Consider the following 19,371-nt stretch of genomic DNA (forward strand, 5'->3'; position numbering starts at 1 on the left):
TTATTCCTTCTCTTATTTACAGAAAGGGCGGGTAATCAGCCCCAGAGGTCCGGTGGTGTACCAGCGGCGGTTACCGCGGCTGCGGGAATCGCGGCCGACGGCCTGCGTCAGGCGGTCAAGGATTATCGCGAGGATAACGATCCCGACCCCGCCGACGCTCGCCAGCCCCATATCCAGGCGGCCAATACCGCGCAGCACCATTTGACCGAGGCCGCCGACGGCGATCATCGAGGCAATAACGACCATCGACAGGGCCAGCATCAGCGTCTGGTTGACGCCGGCCATGATGGTCGGCATCGCCAGCGGCAGCTGGACTTTAAACAGCAGCTGGCGCGGGCTGGCGCCGAAGGAGCGTGAGGCCTCAATGAGGTCTGCCGGCACCTGGTTAATCCCAAGGATCGTCAGGCGGACAATTGGCGGCAGGGCGAAGATAATGGTCACCACCACGCCCGGAACGTTGCCGATACCGAACAGCATGACGATCGGCACCAGGTAGACGAACGCCGGCGTGGTCTGCATCGCGTCAAGTAACGGGCGGATGATTTTCGCCGCTCGCGGGCTACGCGCCAGCCAGATCCCCAGCGGCAGGCCGATTATCATGCAGAATAGCAGCGCGGTAAGCACCAGCGCCAGGGTGACCATCGCCTGCGACCATGCGCCGATAGCGCCGATGGCTACCAGCGAGACCAGAGTGGCTATGCCCATGCCGACGCTGGAGATCTGCCAGGCGATCAGCGCGAAGAGAATAATCGCCACCGGCGCCGGCATTCCCAGCAACAACTGCTGGAAGGCGCTGAGAATATAATCCACCGGCACGCGGATCCCCTGGAACAGCGGACGGAAGTGCAGCACGATCCAGTCGATGGCGTGGGTGACCCAGCTATCGAGCGGGATCAGCGTTTTATGGAACGGGTCCATAATATTGAAATGTTCTGGCTGCGGCGCAGGCGCGCTGTTAAGCCAGTCGGCGCCGCCGCCGTCAGCGGGCGCGGGTGTTGGGTTTCCCCAGGCGTCGGCGGACTGCGCCGCGTTATCCGCTGGCGCAGCGGTATCCCATGGGTTAGATTGATCAGCCATTGTTTGCCCCCTCGCGATCTAAAGCCTGTAGCAGCATGCGTTTTGAAATAATGCCGAGATACTGGTGCCCTTCATCCACCACCGGGACGGCGCAGGGCGCCTGGCCGACGTGGGAGAGCAGGTCGCTGAGCGGCGTTTGTGCCTCCACCGCCTGCGGGGAGTCAATTAACGCCGCATCGAGCCCCTGATTTTCGCTCAGCGCGCTTTTCAGAGAGTCGATGGAGACAATACCGACAAACTTATTACCGCGTTCAATGACGTAGCCATATTCACGGTCCTCATCCTGCAATAATTTCAGCGCTGAACGCGGGCCGAAACCGGGGGTTTTACGAATCAGGCCAACCGGGCTACGGCGGGCAATATCCTTAGCGCTAAATACCTGGCTAATATCGACGCCGCGGAAGAAAGTACGAACGTAATCATTCGCCGGGTTATTTAGAATTTCGTCAGGGGTGCCAATTTGCACCACTTCGCCATTTTGCATAATGGCAATACGATCGCCAATACGCATAGCTTCATCAAGGTCGTGGGAAATAAAAACGATGGTACGTTGATGCTTCGCCTGTAATTTGGTGAGCTCATCCTGCATTTCGGTACGAATTAACGGATCAAGCGCTGAGAAGGCCTCATCCATGAGCAGAATATCGGGATTGATCGCTAATGCGCGGGCTAAGCCGACGCGCTGGCGCATCCCGCCGGAAAGTTCGTCGGGATAGGCGTGAGCGTAATTTTCCAGTCCCACCTGACGTAGCGCATCCAGTGCTTTCTGCTGGCGCTCTTCGGAGGAGACGCCGGCTAGTTCCATACCGAACGCGGTGTTATCCAACACGTTCATATGCGGCATCAGGGCGAATGACTGGAACACCATCGCAATCTTTTTCCTGCGCACCTCGCGAAGCTCGGCATCTGAGATTTTGGCGATATCGACGCCGTCAATCAGCACCTGTCCGCGGGTGGGTTCAATCAGGCGATTGAGAAGGCGAACCATGGTGGATTTCCCTGAACCGGAAAGTCCCATGATGACGAATATCTCGCCTTCTTCAATGGCCAGACTGGCGTCTTTAACGCCAAGCGATAGCCCCGTTTTTTCCAGTATTTGCTCTTTGCTAAGTCCTTTTTCAATATATTTGAACGCGCGTTGCGGGTGCTCGCCAAATATCTTATAGAGATTCTTGATTTCTAATTTAATTGCCATGCAATAAATAATTTCCTGTCTTTAATTATATCGATATCGTACCTGGTGAAGATTATTACCTGTTTACACCCTAACATACTGAGATTCTGTGACAACCCTCGATGTGAATAGCTAGCCAAAATCTGAATGGGGAACTCTGGCTGAATTGCCCATGATATAAGGGCTGAGCCATCATATACGGCTGGTGATATTTTTTGATTATGCATGAATAATGAATGGGGAAATTGGCTTAAATGAAGGAAATATGACGAGGGAATGGCCAGTGGATTATTTGTGTGATAATAAAGAATAATGTGAAATAGATCACTGGAGAATATGTTGATATATTCCCCAGCGATTGCGAGGTTAAAAGTCCCAATCGTCGTCGGCGGTCGCTTCTGTTTTACCCATGACGTAAGAAGAACCGGAGCCGGAGAAAAAGTCGTGGTTTTCATCGGCGTTTGGCGACAGCGCCGCAAGAATTGCCGGGTTTACGGCGGCCATTTCCGCCGGGAATAACGCCTCATAGCCAAGGTTCATCAATGCCTTATTGGCGTTGTAACAGAGGAAAGCGTTGACGTCGTCAAGCCACGGGCTGTCGGCATACAATTCGCGGGTATAGGCCAGTTCGTTATCGTACAGATCCATCAGCAGATCAAAGGCGAAATTTTTTAGCTCTTCGCGCTTAGCGGCGCTGACGATTTCCAGCCCTTTTTGATATTTATAGCCAATATAATAACCGTGTACTGCTTCGTCGCGAATAATCAGACGGATTAAATCGGCGGTATTGGTCAGCTTGCCGCGGCTGGAAAAGTGCATCGGCAGCCAGAACCCTGAATAGAAAAGAAAAGATTCGAGGAACACGCTGGCGATTTTTTTCTTCAGCGGCTCATCGGCCTGGTAGTAATTGAGCATCAACTGCGCTTTGCGCTGTAGGGGAGCATTCTCCTCGCTCCAGGCGTAGGCGGCATCGACATCCTTGCTCTGGCACAGGGTCGAGAATATCGAACTATAGGAGCGAGCATGCACCGCTTCCATAAAGCTGATGTTCGACAGCACAGCCTCTTCATGTGGAGTGAGGGCGTCGGTCATCAACGCCGGGGCGCCGACGGTATTCTGGATGGTGTCGAGCAGCGTCAGCCCGGTAAAGACGCGGATGGTCAACTGCTGCTCCTGAGCCGTCAGAGCCTGCCAGTGTGGAATGTCGTTGGACAGCGGCACCTTCTCCGGCAACCAGAAGTTGCTGGTCAGGCGGTTCCACACCTCGAGGTCTTTGTCATCCTCGATTTTGTTCCAGTTAATGGCGCTGATGCGCGATAAATGGGTCATCCTGTTCTCCTTACAGCGCGCAGGACACGCAGCCTTCGATTTCGGTACCTTCCAGCGCCAGCTGGCGCAGGCGAATGTAATACAGCGTCTTGATACCTTTCTTCCACGCGTAAATTTGCGCTTTATTGATATCGCGGGTGGTGGCGGTATCAGGGAAGAACAGCGTCAGCGACAGCCCTTGATCGACATGTCGCGTGGCTTCGGCATAGGTATCGATAATTTTCTGCGGGCCAATTTCCCAGGCATCCTGATACAGCGCCAGATTGTCGTTGGTCATAAACGGCGCCGGATAGTACACGCGGCCGGTTTTTCCCTCTTTGCGGATCTCGATTTTCGCCACAATCGGATGAATGCTGGAGGTGGCATGGTTGATATAAGAGATCGAACCGGTCGGCGGGATCGCCTGCAAATTGCGGTTATAAATGCCGTAGCGCATCACGTCGTCGCGTAGCTGTCGCCACATCTCACGATCGGGCAGGGTAATGCCCGCGCAGGCGAACAGTTCGCGTACCCTGGCGGTTTTCGGCTGCCAGTCACCCTGCAAATACTGCTGGAAATAGTCGCCGCTAGCGTAACGCGACTGCTCAAACCCGGCAAAACGCACGCCGCGCTCGCGCGCCATCGCCATAGAGGTGCGCAAGGCGTGCCAGGTGACGGTGTAGAAGTAGAGATTAGTGAAGTCCAGCCCTTCGGGGCTGCCGTAGGCGATCCCCTCACGGGCCAGATAGCCGTGCAGGTTCATCTGTCCAAGGCCGATGGCGTGCGATGCGGCGTTACCCGCCGCCACCGAGGGTACCGAGCGGATATCGCTCATATCGGAGACCGCCGTCAGGCCGCGGACCGCTACTTCGACGGTGCGGGCGAAGTCCGGCGAATCCATAGCGTGGGCGATATTCAGCGAGCCGAGATTGCAGGAAATGTCCTCGCCAACGGTGGCGTAATCGAGATTTTCGTCAAAGGTGGAGGCGCTGTTGACCTGCAGGATCTCCGAGCACAGGTTGCTCATATTAATGCGCCCGGCAATCGGGTTGGCGCGGTTCACCGTATCCTCGAACATGATGTACGGATAGCCGGATTCAAACTGAATTTCCGCCAGCCGCTGGAACAGATCGCGGGCGCGGATCCAGCGTTTGCGAACGCGGTCGTCGGCGAGCAGTTGCGCATACATCTCGCTGACCGCGATATCGCCAAAGGCTTTGCCGTACAGTCGCTCAACGTCATAGGGAGAGAACAGCGCCATCTGCGCGTCTTCTTTCGCCAGCTGGAAGGTGATATCCGGAATGACTACCCCCAGCGACAGGGTTTTAATGCGGATCTTTTCATCCGCGTTTTCCCGCTTGGTATCGAGGAAGCGCAAAATATCGGGGTGATGGGCGTGAAGGTAAACCGCGCCGGCTCCCTGACGCGCTCCCAGTTGGTTGGCGTAAGAGAAGGCGTCTTCCAGCATTTTCATCACCGGCACCACCCCGGAGGATTGGTTTTCGATACGTTTAATCGGCGCGCCCGCTTCGCGTAGGTTGGAGAGCAGGAACGCCACGCCGCCGCCGCGTTTCGACAGCTGCAGGGCGGAGTTCACCGCCCGGCCGATAGACTCCATATTATCTTCGATACGCAGCAGAAAGCAGGAGACCAGTTCGCCGCGCTGCTGTTTACCGGCGTTGAGGAAGGTCGGCGTCGCTGGCTGAAAGCGCCCGGAGAGGATCTCATCGGCCAGCTGTCGCGCCAGGGTTTCATCACCCTGGGCCAGGGTTAGCGCCACCATGCAGGCGCGGTCGGCGAAATGCTCCAGGTAGCGTTTGCCGTCGAAAGTACGTAAGGCATAGCTGGTGTAGAACTTCCACGCGCCGAGGAAAGTACGGAAGCGAAAACCGTGTTGATGCGCGTGGGCGAAGAGGGCCAGTACGAAACGTCGCTCATAGCGGGCCAGCACTGCCGGATCGTAATAACCTTCGTCGCTCAGCCATTGCAGTTTCTCCTCCAGCCCGGCGAACGGTACGCTGTTGGGGCGCACGTGGCTATGGATAAATGCTTCGACCGCCTGTTGGTCCTTTTCCAGGGGAATGCGGCCATTGCTGTCGTATAAGTTCAGCATCGCATTGAGGGCGTGGAAATCAGACGCCCCGGCGGTTACACGTTCTGCGGTTGTCGTTGCCAAAATTCGCTTACTCCTTTACGCACGTTGTCGACATCTTGCTGGGTACCCATCAGCTCAAAACGATACAGATACGGCACGCCGCATTTCTGCGCGATGACCTCTCCCGCCCGGCCATAGGCCTCGCCGAAGTTACGGTTACCGGCGGCGATGACGCCGCGAATCAGCCGGCGATTATGCGGGTCGTTTAAAAAGCGGATCGCCTGGCGCGGCACGGCGCCTGCCGTTCCGCCGCCGCCGTAGCTGGGGACGATGAGAATATAGGGTTCGTCTACCTGAATTCGCTCGCGCTCGTTGAGCGGAATGCGCACGGCCGGCAGCGCCAGACGCTGCACAAAGCGATGCGTATTTTCAGAGCTGCTGGAGAAGTAGACGATGAGGCTCATAGGCTGGCCGTAGCCGCGGTGGGACGCAGGCGATTAATCATATCCGGGCGGAAGCCGGACCAGCGGGTTTCCCCGGCCATCACCACCGGTAATTGCTGGAATCCCTGCTTGCGCAGCATGTCGATGGCTTCAGGGTGTTGGTCGATGTTGACCATATCGAAGGCGAAACCGCGGCTCTCCATCGCGCGTTTGGTGGCATGGCATTGCACGCAGTCATTTCGAGTGTAAATAATAATGCGCATGATTCGTATTTCCATTTAAGATAACAAGACGGCGTAAAACATCGTGCCGAACGTTATGGGCTTACTGTTCAGGAAATACTAGATGTAGTTATTTAAAACTTCAACCACGCAATATATAGAGTTTTTCGATAAGTTATCCCCCACCGACTAGCCTGGCGGGGGAGGGAAGTCGATACCCGAAAATTACATCCGCATCGCGACCGCAAGTCGGTTGAAGGCGTTCATCAGGCTGATGGCGAAGGTTAAATCGCTAATCTGGCGGGGGGTAAAATGCTCTTCTAAAGGCAGGTACACCTCATCTTCGGCGTGGCTGGTTGCGATATCGGTTACCGATTCCGCCCATGCGAGGGCCGCGCGTTCCGCGGCGCTGAAGTGGGCGCTTACGCGCCAGCCTGCCAGCGCATCCAGTTTGCTCTGATCAACGCCGGCTTTGCGTAACGCTTTGCTGTGCATCTCAAGGCAAAAAGCGCAGCCGTTAATTTGCGACACCCGCAAATAGACCAGCTCCACCATCGTGCTGCCCAATTCGCTTTTTTCCAGCGCTATGCTGGCCTGAACCAACCCCTTATAGACTTCCGGGCTCAGTTCGCTATACGGCTGACGTAATGTGGTCATCTTGCAGTTCTCCTCTCTAAGACCCGGGCAAAATAGCACTATAATGGACTGCATTAGATAGCCATATTGTGATGAAAAAAGCAGACCATAATGGAAGCCAAAAAAGTGCCGTACTACCAGCGTATCGCCCGCCAGCTGAAATCAGCGATTGAGAATGGCGAGCTGGCGCCGGGAAGCCGTCTGCCCGCGAGCAGAGTTTATGCGCAGGAGCTTGGCGTATCGCGGGCGACGATTGAAAATGCCTGGGGCGAGCTGGTGGCCCAGGGCTGGCTGGAGCGCCGCGGCCAGGCGGGCACCTTTGTCAGCGAGCGGCTGAGCCCGCGGCAGGTCACGGCTCAGCGACCGGCGACGGGCCGGGGATCCGTAGCGCCGCAGCCTTTTCAAATGGGGTTGCCGGCACTGGATCTTTTCCCGCGCGGGCTGTGGGCGCGGGTGATGGGGCGGCGGCTACGGACGCAATCGCGCTTCGACCTCGCGCCCGGCGATCCCTGCGGCGAACCGGTTCTCCGTCAGGCGATTGTCGACTATTTACGCCTGTCGCGCAGCATCGAGTGCCAGCCGGAGCAGGTTGTGATTAGCGGCAACTATGCGGCCTCGATGGCGTTGATTTTGCGTACCCTTGCGCAGCCGGGGCAGCATATGTGGATGGAGGATCCGGGATATCCGTTCATTCGCCCGGTGGTTAGCGCGGCGGGGGTCAATATCGATCCGGTACCGGTTGACCAACAGGGAATGAATATCGACTGGGCGCAGGCACACTATCCTCAGGCGCGCTTTGCGCTGTTAACTCCAGCGCATCAAAGCCCGCTCGGCGTGGCCCTATCGCTGGAGAGACGTCGACAGGTATTACAGTGGGCGGCGCAGCGCGATAGCTGGATTATTGAAGATGATTACGACAGTGAATTTCGCTATCAGGGGAAGCCGCTACCGCCGCTGAAAAGCCTTGATGCGCCGCAGCGGGTACTGTACGCCGGGTCATTTAGTAAATCGATGTTTCCCGCGCTGCGCACTGCCTGGCTGGTGGTTCCGCTGCCGTTGGCGGCGCGGTTTCGCCGTCAGGCCGAATTGAGCCATTGTAATGTACCGACCTTATGGCAGCAGACGTTAGCGGACTTCATCAATGACGGGCATTTCTGGCGTCATCTAAAAAAAATGCGCGCCAGCTACGCGTTGCGCAGGCAGTGGCTGGAGTCGGCGCTGCAGGCGCAGGGTTTTCAGGTGGTACCGCAGTCCGGCGGGATTCAACTGGTGATGGCGGTAAAGGGGGACGATCGCGAGCAGGCCCGCCGCTGCCAACATGCCGGGCTGGCGGTGCAGGCGTTGAGCGACTGGCGCATGCTTAGCCGTGGTGAGGGCGGGCTATTGATGAGTTTTACGAATATCACGTCGGCGGTGATGGCACGTGAAGTCGTAGGCGAACTTAAACAAGCGCTGGCCAGCGTGGAATAATAAAAAACCCTGCGCACCATTGGGACGCAGGGTTAGACGCGTATTTGTTATCTTCACATGTAGTCTATCGATACTATTATCGACGCAAATTAAGCAAAACGCCAATAAACACCCCAACGGCGGCGGCGGCGCCAACGCTCTGCCAGGGTTTATCACGCACGTAGCTGTCGGCGCAGCCGGCGGCATCGCGGGCTCGTTCAACGGTATCATAGGCTGCCTGGCGCAGGCGGGTATTGCCGTTCAGGCGGGCGCGCGTCTCTTTCAGCAGCGACTGCGCTTTTTTACGCGCGTTCTCAGCTTCATCTTTCGCATCGCTACCCCATGATTTCAGCACTTCTTCCAGCGTATCCGCTAATTGGCTGACTTCGTTATGAATATCCTCGGCGCTTTCATCAATGTCGTTGCGGTTCACACGGTTAGCCATTGGTTTCTCCCTTTGTTCCATTCGAGTGATTAAGTGTAGGACATGATTTTGCATTATGCTTTTGCGGGAGTTTATGGAATTTTCTGAAAGCGCTGCTATTCGTGAATAAGGTAAGGTAAATGTGCGGTAAAAGATAACGAGGAATCAGTATGTATTTAAGACCCGATGAGGTGGCGCGTGTTCTTGAAAAAGCCGGCTTCACCATGGATGTTGTGACACAAAAAGCGTATGGATATCGCCGTGGCGATAATTATGTATATGTGAACCGCGAAGCGCGCATGGGGCGTACCGCTTTAGTTATTCATCCGGCGCTTAAAGAGCTCAGTAATTCACTGGCTGAACCTGCCAGCGAGATTAAAACTTGCGACCATTATGAACAGTTTCCGCTCTATTTGGCGGGGGATGCGCAGCAGCATTACGGCATTCCACATGGTTTTAGTTCGCGGATGGCGCTTGAGCGTTTTCTGAATGGGCTGTTTGGCGAAGCGCAGCCGCAGATGTCTCACGGCTGAATAGTCTAATGCGGGCTGCTTTGAAGTAGGCGACTGGCAGCGACCAGTCGCCGAAAGAGGGGGATCAGGCTTTAGCTTGCTGATAAGGGCTGACGCGGAACAGGCGACGGCAGAAGTCGAGAAAGTAGCCGTACACTGCGCCCATCATCATTGATACCAGAATGTTTGAACTGACCGCGGCGGCAATTTGATGCCAGTCCGCGCCTACCGACAACAGAATCAATACATACACCGGTGACTGGAAAGTCACATACGCGACGACATCAGCAATGTTTTTCATCCATCCCGAGGTGCTGATCCGGCGCGCCTGTCGCATGGCGAAGTCGCGATAGAAACCATAAGGCACTGCAATAATAATGTTGACCGGGATCGCGACCAGTCGTGAAGATAACGACTGCTCAAAGGTCATTCCGGAGAGGAAAATTTCGATCATCATGTTGACAACGGTGCAGTAGACCACCATTGCAAAGGTGTCTGCTACCGCATGACGCAAGCGGGATTGAGCAGAGAACATCGGTATGCTCCTCGAAAATGAAGTCAATAACGCCGAAAAGTGCGCATGGTGTAGCGGTTTTGGGCTGCCTGTTTTGATGTGTGTAGAGTATATCTCTGTGTTGTAAGTGACAACTAGCTATAAATTTTTATTTATCGCCTTTTTGTCGATAAAACACTCTGTGAACTGGCGTTTTTCTCAGCTTGCGCTACTTTTGTTCCTTTAATTGATTATATCGTTTAATATCAATTAGATATGATTTTGTTTTGTCAGGTGGCGAGTACGCATGGCAGGAGAAGTAGGGTTGGTAAAGCGGATGCCTGATTGCGTTATGTGATAGTGGTCACTATTGGCGTTATTTACCGTATAAATGCCGATTTTCCAGCATTTACTGCTGCATGCAAAGTGTGTGTTTTATTCTGATTATATGAATTTTAATTCATTACCACAAAGCCATTGGCGTTCCCCTGCATGGGCGTTGATTTTATAACTCACTGACGTGGCTATAAATATATTATTATGTCGCGCTATGCATTATTCATCTGCGCTAGTCAGAGTTTGTGTTCTATTTCGATATTAACCGCCAATAAATTTTAGTGAGTCTATGGGCGCAAACCTGTTCATATTTATTTGAATAATCAAAGGCTGGAAATATATATACATATATATTAAACTGCCTAGGTAATTCTTGTTTTATTTTTTCGATTTGGGATTTTTGATCTTTATGTCTTTTATGTTACAAAAACTGAATAATATTCGCTCACTGCGTGCTATGGCGCGTGAATTCTCCACTGACGTGCTTGAAGAGATGCTGGAAAAACTCAGGATCGTCACTGAAGAAAAACGTGAAGAGCAGCAGAAGATGCAACAGCAGCAGGCGGAATATCAGGAAAAAATTAATACCTGGTTGGAATTAATGGTTGCTGATGGTATTTCACCTGATGAATTAGCGCTGCATGAAATGGCCCCGGCGAAAAGCAGTAAAAAACGTCAGCCGCGCCCGGCTAAATATCGTTATACCGATCATACCGGCGCAGAAAAAACCTGGACTGGTCAGGGACGTATGCCGAAGCCGATCGCTATGGCTGTCGCGCAAGGGAAATCGCTTGAGAGCTTCCTGATTTAAACAACGTTTGTTTCAACGGTGGGGAAACCCACCGTTTTACTTAGCAGACGCCGAAATCGCCTTCTTCTGTATAAGGCGTGACATCAACCGCTTTCAGAGTAAATTTCTCACCCTGTTCGTTACTTGCCTGAACAACGATCAGACTATCGCCATTCACTTCCACTACCTTCAATTTTGGCCCGCCGACGCGCGGTTGTACCAGATCGCCTGTTGCAAACATGGTGTTTCTCCTGAGCATGGGTAACAACTAAGAACCTAAACGATAGCTCAACGATGCTGACGGATTCAATGGTCGTGCTGCTTTTTGTTAAAACAATTTATGGGTAGATGTATTATCTTTGTTAATGGTTTTTGTGGCGCTGCGGTGAGGGAAACTTATACTGTTGGCGCGGAATGATTCAAAACAGAACATGGTCAGATAAGCGAATATGAAGTATATCATTTTACTGATTATTATAATTGCTGTGCTCTACGTCCATTATCGCGGAAAAGTTCGCTATCGTTTCTGGCGTCAGCTTTCCGACCATTCAACTTTTACTGCCCCACTTAACGGGTTTATGTACCTCTTTTCACGTGTGCCGAACACCCCGTTTCTGCGTCCTGAAACGTTTCCGGAGCTTGCGATATTACAAAAGAACTGGCTGGTTATTCGTGAAGAGGGGATTAACCTGCAGCGACTGGAGCAAATAAAAGCGGCGGAAAAATATAATGATGCCGGATTTAACTCATTCTTTAAAACCGGTTGGAAACGGTTTTACCTGAAATGGTATGAAGATGCACATCCCTCCGCCAGCCAGCTGTGTCCAAAAACGACCGAACTGCTGCGCGGTATTCCTTCGGTTAAAGCTGCGATGTTCGCCACGTTACCCGATGGTAGCCGTTTGCCTCGCCACCGCGATCCTTATGCCGGGTCGCTGCGTTTCCATCTTGGGCTGGCGACGCCGAATGACGATCGCTGTTTTATTGAAGTGGACGGCGAACGCTATAGCTGGCGCGATGGCGAAGGTGTGCTATTTGACGAAACCTATATTCACTATGCGGAAAATACCAGCGGTGAGAACCGGCTGATTCTGTTTTGCGATATCGAACGGCCCATGCGTTACCGCTGGGCGCAGAAGGTGAACCACTGGCTGGGGCGAAATTTAATGAGCGCCGCCGCCGCGCCGAATGATATCGGCGACCGTACCGGCGGGATTAACCGCAGCTTCCGCTACATTTATCAAATCCGCATTGTCGGCAAGCGTTTGAAAAAATGGAATAAAACGGTTTACTACATCGTCAAATGGCTACTTTTTGGCGGCATTGCGCTACTCATCTGGCAGGCGTTTTAACGTCGGTTCCACGGCATGACCGCCAGCAGGCGCGCCATGCCGCAGAAACCGGTGAGGCCAGCGAAAGTGAGCCCCGCGCCAACGAAACCACTCAGCAAGAAAAAGCCGCTGTTGATGGCGTATCCCAGCACTACTCCCAGTAAAATCAGCGCGCCTGCGGCGATTTGCACCTGGCGCATTAGCGGCAGCGGCTGGGATTTATCTTCGACTATCGGCAATCCCGCCGCCCGCCATGCCTGAATACCGCCAGCCAGCAGCTTGACCTGCGCGGGCGCGGCGGCGGCGGCCAGAAGGCTGGCGTTATTTTGCGTGCGCGAGCCGGCCTGACAGTGAAAAATGATGATGTCGCCCGGTTGCATATTGAGCGCTGCGCCGTGAGTCAGTTGCTCTAATGGCAGCAGCGTCGCCGCCGGAATATGCTCGCGGGCATATTCGTCGGCAGCTCGGATATCAATTAGCCGCGCCCCCTGGGCGATTAGCGTCTGGGCTTCGCTGGCTGAAACGGTGGCGATACTCATAAGGACTCCTTACGGGCAGTAGATGGTTTTCAGCGTGGCGATGACCTGCTGAACGGCGGGATGGGTAATGAAATAGCGCAGGCGCTGCGCATCGCGTTCGCAGTCGATTAGCCCTTCATCACGCATTCGCGCGAGGTGCTGAGAGGTGGCTGAAGGGCTCAGGCCGGTGATTTGCGCCAGCTCGCCTGCGGTTGTACGCGGGGCTTCGCAGAGCATGCATAGAATCAATAATCGGTGGGGATTGCTCATCGCTTTCAGCAGGACAGCGGCTTCCCCGGCGCTAGCCTGCAGTTGTTGTGCTGTGGTCATTTTATTTTAGTCTTTTCTAAATTTAGATTATTCTAAAGTAAAAGATGACCCTTTACCAGCCCGCATAAAGAATCGACCTCACGCCAACTGAGCAGCCCTGGCGATATGCTGGCGGGCGTGGGCGATGCCCGCGTCGCGGCCGTGCGGGCGAATATCCATCCCTTCAGCATAGATAAATTCGACGTCGCTAATCCCCATCAATCCCAGCACCGCGCGCAGGTAAGGGGTGACCGCATCGCTGGGTTGCCCGTCATGGACGCCGCCGCGCGAACTAATAACCACCGCACGCACGCCTTCAACCAGCCCCTGCGGCCAGGTCTCGGTATAGCGGAAGGTTTCCCGCGCTCGCGCCACCAGATCGAACCAGTTTTTGAGATCGGTTGGCACGTTGAGGTTATACATCGGTGCGCCGATCACTAGCAGATCGCTAGCCTTTAACTCGGCGATGAGTGAATCAGAGAGGGCAACTCCTTGCTGGATCGCCGGGCGCGTATCTTGCGCGCCGCGCAGCGCGGCAAACAGCGCGCCATCGAGTTTCGGCAAGGCGAGGGTGGTCAGATCGTGTTCGACAACCGAGTCCTGATGGCCGGCTTCGCGGCGAATCTGCATATATTCATCTATTAGCTGGTTAGTTAGCGACGCCGGGCCGTTGATGCTGGATTTTAAAATCAATACGTTACTCATGACGGACTCCTCATAAAGTTGATGGTCCGCAGGGTAACACTGTCTTTTTTTCTCCAGTAGTGACATTATTTTTTATAATTGTATCCACTCAGGAACCAATCAATGCGCAGTGACTTGAACGCGATCCCGGTATTTGTCGCCGTCGTCGAATGCGGTAACTTTGCGCAAGCCGCAGAGAAGCTAAACGTGACGCGATCCGCCGTCGGCAAGACGATTTCCCGGCTGGAGCAGCGGCTCGGCGTCGCGTTGTTCCAGCGCACTACTCGCCGGCAGGCGTTGACCGAAGAAGGCGAGGTTTTTTATCTACAATCCCGCCGGGCGCTGGATAACCTGCGTGATGCGGAAAATGAAATACAGCGTGGAAAAACCCAGGTACAAGGGCGACTGCGAATCAGCCTGCCTGTGCTGTTTGGCCAGCGCTGCGTGGCGCCGATCTTGTTTCCTCTTAGCCAACGTTATCCTGAGCTTAAGCTCGAGCTGTCGTTTAGCGACCGCCAGGTCAATCTGTTTGAAGAAGGATTCGATATGGCGATACGGATCGGCACCTTGAGCGACTCCAGCTTTCTTAAGGCCCGGCGTTTAGGCCAGCATGGCATGATTCTCTGCGCATCGCCGTTATATCTACGACATCGGCCAGCGCCGCAGGCGCCGGAAGAACTACACGGGCATCTTACCATTGGCTATCTCTACGCCGGGCAGATGCAGAAATGGCATCTGCGCGATGCGCAGGGAGCGGCGCTCGCGTTCCGCCCGCAGCCCGGGCTGGCAATGGATGATTTCGCCGCCATCGCCGCGGCGGCGAAAAGCGGACTGGGAATCGCCTGGCTGCCGGATTGGCTGGCGGCAGACGAGATAGCGCGGGGAGAACTTCAGCAAATATTGCCGTCGTCCGTCAGCGGCAGTTTTGCGATTAGCGCCGTTTGGCCGGAAGCGGCATGGGTACCGCAGAAAATTCGCGTAGTGGTAGATGAACTGCTGGCGCGGCTGCCGCAGCAGTTAGCTGGTGGAGAAAACCAGGAGGATTCTTCAGCGCCAGGTTAATCCTGGCTTAAGGTATTCTGGCGATAATGACAGCATGATGACTGTGACGAGAACTCGCCATGAACCTGTTAGAAACGTTTAACCAGAGCGCCTTCCTCGCGCTGAATGCCGGGCCTGGTACGCCGGACAGCCTATTGCTGCTGGCGCGATTCTCCGCCAGCTGGATTATCCTTTTAGTCCCGGCGATATTGCTCGGATTATGGTTCCTCGGCGGTCGTCAGGGACATCGACAGGCGCTGTTTTGCGCCATGACGATTTTGATAGCGTTGGGGCTTGGGTTTGCCTGCGGAACGCTGTGGTTCCATCCGCGGCCGTTTATGATCCCGCTGGGCCATACCTGGATAAGCCACCCGGCGGATAACTCTTTCCCAAGCGATCACGGCACCGTGATGTTCAGCGCCGCTTTCGCGCTGCTATCATTACGCCTGCGCGGCATGGGGCTGCTGGTGCTGGCGGCGGCGCTGCCGGTGGCGTGGGCGCGTATTTTTCTCGGCGTCCATTTCCCGCTGGATATGCTGGGCGCGGCGTTGATTTCAGCACTGGGCGTCTGCGTGGCGAAAGTGGTCTGGCAACGGCTGGGGCAGACGCTGGTGGCCCTGTGCGAAGCGCTGAGTCGCCGTCTCTTCTCCTGGCTGCCGGCGCGCTTTACGCCGTAGTCACTTCCTTTGTACGCGCGCGGCCCGCCGATACAGCGTGCTGCGCGCGACGCCTAACGCCTGCGCCGCTTTACTCACGTTGCCGTTAAAGCTGGCCAGCGTATCGGCAATCAGCTTTGCATCATGTTGTTGAAGCCCGCCTGGAACGCTGGTTTGCGGCGCGCTTTGATACTCCTCCGGCAGCGCCGCGACGCCCAGGCATTCGCCATCGTCCGCCAGCGCCAACAGAACTTTGAGCAGGCTTTGCAACTGACGCACGTTACCCGGCCAACGGCATAATGTCAGTTGATGAATCAGGGCATCGGAGAGAGTAATATGGCGTTCTGCCGCGCCAAGCGAGCGCCACAGCGCTGGAATAAACTGCTTGAGTTCAGGCCATTGGCGTAGCGGCGGGATGGTAAAAGCATACTCGCGCAGGCGATAGAGCAGGTCTTCGCGAAATGCGCCTTCGGCGACGCGCTGCGCGAGATGACGGTGGGTGGCGCAAATCAAGGCGAAGTTCACCGGCGCGCTGCGATTCCCGCCCAGCGGCATGACCTCTTTTTCCTGCAGCACCCGCAGCAGACGGGTTTGCAGAGCCAGCGGCATATCGCCGATTTCATCGAGAAACAGCACCCCGCCATCGGCTTCGCGAATTTTGCCGATATAGCCGTTTTTATTCGCGCCGGTAAAAGCGCCCGCCTGATAACCGAAAAGCTCCGATTCAATCAGCGATTCGGGGATGGCCGCGCAGTTGATGGCGACGAATTTACCGCTGCGCCAGCGGCTATGTGCATGTAGTTCGCGGCTGAGGAACTCTTTACCGCAGCCGGTTTCTCCTTCGATACACAGCGCGATACCGGCATTGAGCAGGCGGACCATTTTCTCGCCTTCGCCGGACGGGCAAAACGGCAGGTTAAGCGCTGGTTGCGCGGGGACAGCGACGCTGGTGCAGGTTGGCGCACGCAGGCGGTAGTAGTAGCCACGTTGCTGGAAGGTCATCGGCAGCGGCACGCTAACCGCCGTTTGCGTCAGGCGGGGGAACAACTGCTGGAAGGTCATTTGCCCTATCTGACCGGACTGCAGGCCCAGTTCGCGAATGGCCAGCCGATTGGCCGCGGTCAGCAGGTTATCGGAGAAGACCAGCAGCAGTTCTTCGGCGCTATCGAGCTTCTGCACCCGCGAGTGCAGGCTCATTAACCACTGCTGCGGATGCAGGCTCTGTTTCACCCACAGATATTCAATCTGTTTGGCCGCCTCTTTAATCCACGCCAGAGAGTGGGGATGCGGGATATGCGCCGGGCCGGAAATATCCAGCGCCCCGGCAATCTGGCCATCGGGGCTCTGTAGGGGGACCGCCGCGCAGTACAAATCCTGATTACGGGTTAAATAGTGTTGGCGGCCTTCGACTTCGCAGCTGTCATCAATCGCCAGCGCGGTACCGATAGCGTTGGTGCCGCGACCGCTTTCGCTCCAGATATTGCCAGGCTCCAGCGCGAAGCTCTGCGCTTTTTTCATTGCCGCGCTATTGCCGAAGGTTTGGAGCACCAGCCCGCTGGCATCGGAAAGAATCACTACCGATTGCAGCCCGGCAGCACGTTGCGCCAGCGGCGTCGCCACCGGTTGCGCCAGCCGTTGCAGGCTGCGGTTGCTTTCCAGCACGTCGGCCAGTTCGCCGCCGCGCAGGCGCGGAAACTCGTCGCTCGTTGGCTGCAGGCCGTAGCGCTGGCTGCGTTGCCAGGAGTCGCTCAGCAGGGCGCTTGACTGCGTCTCGGCGGTGATAGTGAACGGATTTCCTTGCACGGCGCACCTCGTGGTCGGCTGGGTTGTGTTGCAATATTGTAGCTATTTGGTTTTCTTGGTGTTGCGATTCGCAACACAGAAGCGGGATCTTGTGCGACAAAGAGGACGCGAATCGGCAGAGGGATATATGTAATTATTTGGAAGTTATGAATTTTATGTGAAGTACGCAAAATTGGCATAACCCCTGCTACAGGAGAAAGCGTGCAGCGGACAATAGCAAAAACCACCACGCCGCTGCGCCTTAACCCTACAGAAGGAGATTGCTATGCGTTATGTTCATCCTGGCAAACCGGGCGCTTTGGTTTCATTCAAATCGGCCTACGGCAACTTCATAGACGGTAAATTCGTCGAGCCGTTAAGCGGCGAATATTTCATGAATATTTCTCCCGTCGATGGGAGCAACATTGCGCAGTTTCCCCGTTCCGACGCCAAAGATATCGATTTGGCCCTTGATGCGGCACACCGGGCGGCGGACGCCTGGGGGCGAACCTCGGTACAGCAGCGTTCTCATCTTCTGCTGCAGGTCGCCGACCGCATTCAGGAGAATCTGGAGTATCTGGCGGTAGCGGAGAGCTGGGATAACGGCAAACCGATCCGCGAAACCCTGAACGCCGACCTGCCGCTGGCGGTCGATCATTTCCGCTATTTCGCCGGCTGTCTGCGCGCGCAGGAAGGCAGTACCGCCGAAATTGACGACACCACCGTGGCTTATCATTTCCACGAACCGTTGGGCGTGGTCGGACAAATTATTCCGTGGAACTTCCCGCTGCTGATGGCGGCATGGAAACTGGCGCCCGCGCTGGCGGCAGGCAACTGCGTGGTCTTAAAACCGGCGGAGCAGACGCCGCTGAGTATTACTTTGCTGATGGAAATCATCGGCGATCTCTTCCCAGCAGGGGTGTTGAACGTGGTGCAGGGCTTTGGCAAAGAGGCCGGCGAAGCGCTGGCGACGAGCAAGCGGATCGCTAAAATCGCTTTTACCGGTTCGACGCCAGTAGGCCGTCACATTATGGCCTGCGCGGCAGAGAATATTATTCCCTGCACCGTTGAGCTGGGCGGCAAATCACCGAATATCTATTTCGCCGACGTGATGGATGGCGAGGAGGAGTTTATTGAGAAGGCGGTGGAAGGGCTGGTACTGGGCTTCTTCAATCAGGGGGAAGTTTGTACTTGTCCATCGCGCGCGTTGATCCACGAATCGATCTATGAGCCGTTTATGGAGCGGGTTATGGCGAAAGTGATGCAGATCCGTCGCGGCGATCCGTTTGATACCGAAACGATGATCGGCGCTCAGGCGTCACGTCAGCAGTTCGATAAGATCCTGTCGTATATCAAGATCGCTCGTGATGAAGGCGGGCAGATCCTCACCGGCGGCGATCGGGCGAGCATTACCGCCGAGCTGGATAGCGGCTTCTATATTCAGCCGACGCTGATTAAAGGGCACAACGAGATGCGCAGCTTCCAGGAGGAGATCTTTGGCCCGGTCATCGGCGTGACTACCTTTAAGGACGAGGCGGAGGCGCTGGCTATCGCGAACCAGACGCAGTTTGGTTTAGGGGCTGGGGTATGGACGCGGGATACCAACCTGGCGTACCGCATGGGGCGTGGCATCAAGGCCGGTCGAGTGTGGACCAACTGCTATCACGTTTATCCGGCGCATGCCGCGTTTGGCGGCTATAAGCAGTCCGGCGTCGGGCGAGAAACCCACAAAATGGCGCTGGAAGCCTATCAACAGACCAAAAACCTGCTGGTGAGCTACGGCACCGCGCCGTTGGGGCTGTTCTGATTCATTTATAACGGCTGACCCGGGGGGCGGCGTAACCGCCTTCCCCGGGCTACCTATGGCACTGGGCCACTCATTGCACTGGATCTGTAGGCCCGCGCAAGCGCAGCGCCGCCGGGCAATATCCGCGGATAAGGCGCCGCTTTTGCGCCGGATGGCGGCTTCGCCTTATCCGGCCTACGGTCTGTGCGCTCCCTGCGCCATGAGAGCCATAACGCAGAAGAAATATCGGGAGCGCAATGTGCTCTGAATTAACACAAAGCACATGTTTTCCGTACACAAAACCGT

Annotated in this window: 21 protein-coding genes; 7 read left to right on the forward strand and 14 right to left on the reverse strand. The window is 55.4% G+C overall.

Annotated features, from left to right (window positions below; translation table 11 throughout):
* Positions 1–12 precede the first annotated feature (12 nt).
* The 7 genes from proW to PGR10_RS13490 all read right to left on the reverse strand — a co-directional run bounded on the left by proW (position 13) and on the right by PGR10_RS13490 (position 6,975).
* Positions 13–1,077, reverse strand: coding sequence for a glycine betaine/L-proline ABC transporter permease ProW (proW, locus tag PGR10_RS13460; protein ID WP_087858680.1), 1,065 nt, complete (start codon positions 1,075–1,077; stop codon positions 13–15).
* Positions 1,070–2,272, reverse strand: a complete 1,203-nt coding sequence (proV, locus tag PGR10_RS13465) for a glycine betaine/L-proline ABC transporter ATP-binding protein ProV (RefSeq protein WP_213793440.1) — start codon at positions 2,270–2,272, stop codon at positions 1,070–1,072. The genes proW and proV overlap by 8 nt, the downstream gene beginning before the upstream one ends.
* A 345-nt stretch (positions 2,273–2,617) precedes the next feature.
* The gene (nrdF, locus tag PGR10_RS13470) at positions 2,618–3,580 is read right to left on the reverse strand and encodes a class 1b ribonucleoside-diphosphate reductase subunit beta (RefSeq protein WP_430923617.1); all 963 of its coding nucleotides are present in this window, start codon (positions 3,578–3,580) and stop codon (positions 2,618–2,620) included.
* Between the two features lie 10 nt (positions 3,581–3,590).
* Complete coding sequence (nrdE, locus tag PGR10_RS13475) at positions 3,591–5,735, reverse strand: class 1b ribonucleoside-diphosphate reductase subunit alpha (protein WP_430923618.1); 2,145 nt, start codon at positions 5,733–5,735, stop codon at positions 3,591–3,593.
* Entirely contained in the window at positions 5,708–6,118 is a 411-nt protein-coding gene (nrdI, locus tag PGR10_RS13480; protein WP_015370076.1) for a class Ib ribonucleoside-diphosphate reductase assembly flavoprotein NrdI, read from the reverse strand. Before nrdI ends, nrdE begins: the two co-directional genes overlap by 28 nt.
* On the reverse strand, positions 6,115–6,360 hold the full coding sequence (gene nrdH / locus PGR10_RS13485) for a glutaredoxin-like protein NrdH (RefSeq protein ID WP_213793438.1): 246 nt from the start codon (positions 6,358–6,360) through the stop codon (positions 6,115–6,117). The genes nrdI and nrdH overlap by 4 nt, the downstream gene beginning before the upstream one ends.
* Before the next feature lie 183 nt (positions 6,361–6,543).
* Positions 6,544–6,975 (reverse strand): carboxymuconolactone decarboxylase family protein, encoded by a 432-nt coding sequence (locus PGR10_RS13490; RefSeq protein ID WP_213793437.1) that lies wholly within the window; start codon positions 6,973–6,975, stop codon positions 6,544–6,546.
* A gap of 90 nt (positions 6,976–7,065) precedes the next feature.
* On the opposite strand from PGR10_RS13490, the gene PGR10_RS13495 reads away from it, so the two are divergent.
* Positions 7,066–8,424, forward strand: a complete 1,359-nt coding sequence (locus PGR10_RS13495) for a PLP-dependent aminotransferase family protein (RefSeq protein WP_430923619.1) — start codon at positions 7,066–7,068, stop codon at positions 8,422–8,424.
* 76 nt (positions 8,425–8,500) lie between these two features.
* Here the strand turns inward: PGR10_RS13495 and PGR10_RS13500 are convergent, their stop codons facing one another.
* Entirely contained in the window at positions 8,501–8,848 is a 348-nt protein-coding gene (locus PGR10_RS13500; protein ID WP_015370080.1) for a DUF883 family protein, read from the reverse strand.
* Positions 8,849–8,997: 149 nt separating this feature from the next.
* Between PGR10_RS13500 and PGR10_RS13505 the strand changes: the two genes are divergently transcribed.
* Positions 8,998–9,360: a DUF2002 family protein gene (locus tag PGR10_RS13505; protein WP_045361405.1), complete on the forward strand. Its 363-nt coding sequence runs from the start codon at positions 8,998–9,000 to the stop codon at positions 9,358–9,360.
* 64 nt (positions 9,361–9,424) lie between these two features.
* Here PGR10_RS13505 and alaE read toward each other — a convergent pair whose 3' ends face one another.
* Entirely contained in the window at positions 9,425–9,874 is a 450-nt protein-coding gene (gene alaE / locus PGR10_RS13510) for an L-alanine exporter AlaE (protein ID WP_015370082.1), read from the reverse strand.
* Positions 9,875–10,577: 703 nt separating this feature from the next.
* Here alaE and stpA point away from each other — a divergent pair.
* Positions 10,578–10,979: a DNA-binding protein StpA gene (gene stpA, locus PGR10_RS13515; protein WP_213317215.1), complete on the forward strand. Its 402-nt coding sequence runs from the start codon at positions 10,578–10,580 to the stop codon at positions 10,977–10,979.
* A 40-nt stretch (positions 10,980–11,019) separates the two neighbouring features.
* Here stpA and PGR10_RS13520 read toward each other — a convergent pair whose 3' ends face one another.
* Complete coding sequence (locus tag PGR10_RS13520) at positions 11,020–11,199, reverse strand: hypothetical protein (protein WP_087858676.1); 180 nt, start codon at positions 11,197–11,199, stop codon at positions 11,020–11,022.
* A 208-nt stretch (positions 11,200–11,407) separates the two neighbouring features.
* Between PGR10_RS13520 and lpxO the strand changes: the two genes are divergently transcribed.
* Positions 11,408–12,310, forward strand: a complete 903-nt coding sequence (gene lpxO / locus PGR10_RS13525; RefSeq protein WP_045395192.1) for a lipid A hydroxylase LpxO — start codon at positions 11,408–11,410, stop codon at positions 12,308–12,310.
* Here lpxO and PGR10_RS13530 read toward each other — a convergent pair.
* The 3 genes from PGR10_RS13530 to PGR10_RS13540 all read right to left on the reverse strand — a co-directional run bounded on the left by PGR10_RS13530 (position 12,307) and on the right by PGR10_RS13540 (position 13,821).
* A complete protein-coding gene (locus tag PGR10_RS13530) occupies positions 12,307–12,828 on the reverse strand; it encodes a rhodanese family protein (RefSeq protein WP_430923620.1) in 522 nt (173 codons plus the stop codon). The genes lpxO and PGR10_RS13530 overlap by 4 nt on opposite strands.
* A gap of 9 nt (positions 12,829–12,837) precedes the next feature.
* Entirely contained in the window at positions 12,838–13,137 is a 300-nt protein-coding gene (locus PGR10_RS13535; RefSeq protein ID WP_015370089.1) for an ArsR/SmtB family transcription factor, read from the reverse strand.
* A gap of 78 nt (positions 13,138–13,215) precedes the next feature.
* Positions 13,216–13,821, reverse strand: a complete 606-nt coding sequence (locus PGR10_RS13540; RefSeq protein ID WP_087858673.1) for an FMN-dependent NADH-azoreductase — start codon at positions 13,819–13,821, stop codon at positions 13,216–13,218.
* Positions 13,822–13,923: 102 nt separating this feature from the next.
* Here PGR10_RS13540 and PGR10_RS13545 point away from each other — a divergent pair, with 102 nt between their 5' ends.
* A complete protein-coding gene (locus PGR10_RS13545; protein ID WP_213793432.1) occupies positions 13,924–14,862 on the forward strand; it encodes a LysR family transcriptional regulator in 939 nt (312 codons plus the stop codon).
* A gap of 59 nt (positions 14,863–14,921) precedes the next feature.
* Complete coding sequence (locus PGR10_RS13550) at positions 14,922–15,518, forward strand: undecaprenyl-diphosphatase (protein ID WP_087858671.1); 597 nt, start codon at positions 14,922–14,924, stop codon at positions 15,516–15,518.
* On the opposite strand, the gene PGR10_RS13555 is transcribed toward PGR10_RS13550, so the two are convergent.
* Positions 15,519–17,300 (reverse strand): sigma-54-dependent Fis family transcriptional regulator, encoded by a 1,782-nt coding sequence (locus PGR10_RS13555; RefSeq protein WP_430923621.1) that lies wholly within the window; start codon positions 17,298–17,300, stop codon positions 15,519–15,521.
* Positions 17,301–17,565: 265 nt separating this feature from the next.
* Between PGR10_RS13555 and exaC the strand changes: the two genes are divergently transcribed.
* Positions 17,566–19,086 carry an acetaldehyde dehydrogenase ExaC gene (gene exaC / locus PGR10_RS13560; protein ID WP_087858669.1) on the forward strand — a complete coding sequence of 507 codons (1,521 nt, stop codon included), beginning with the start codon at positions 17,566–17,568 and terminating at the stop codon, positions 19,084–19,086.
* The last annotated feature ends 285 nt before the right edge of the window (positions 19,087–19,371 follow it).

The sequence above is a fragment of the Klebsiella sp. 141198 genome, assembly GCF_050600785.1.
Taxonomy (GTDB): Bacteria; Pseudomonadota; Gammaproteobacteria; order Enterobacterales; family Enterobacteriaceae; genus Klebsiella; species Klebsiella aerogenes.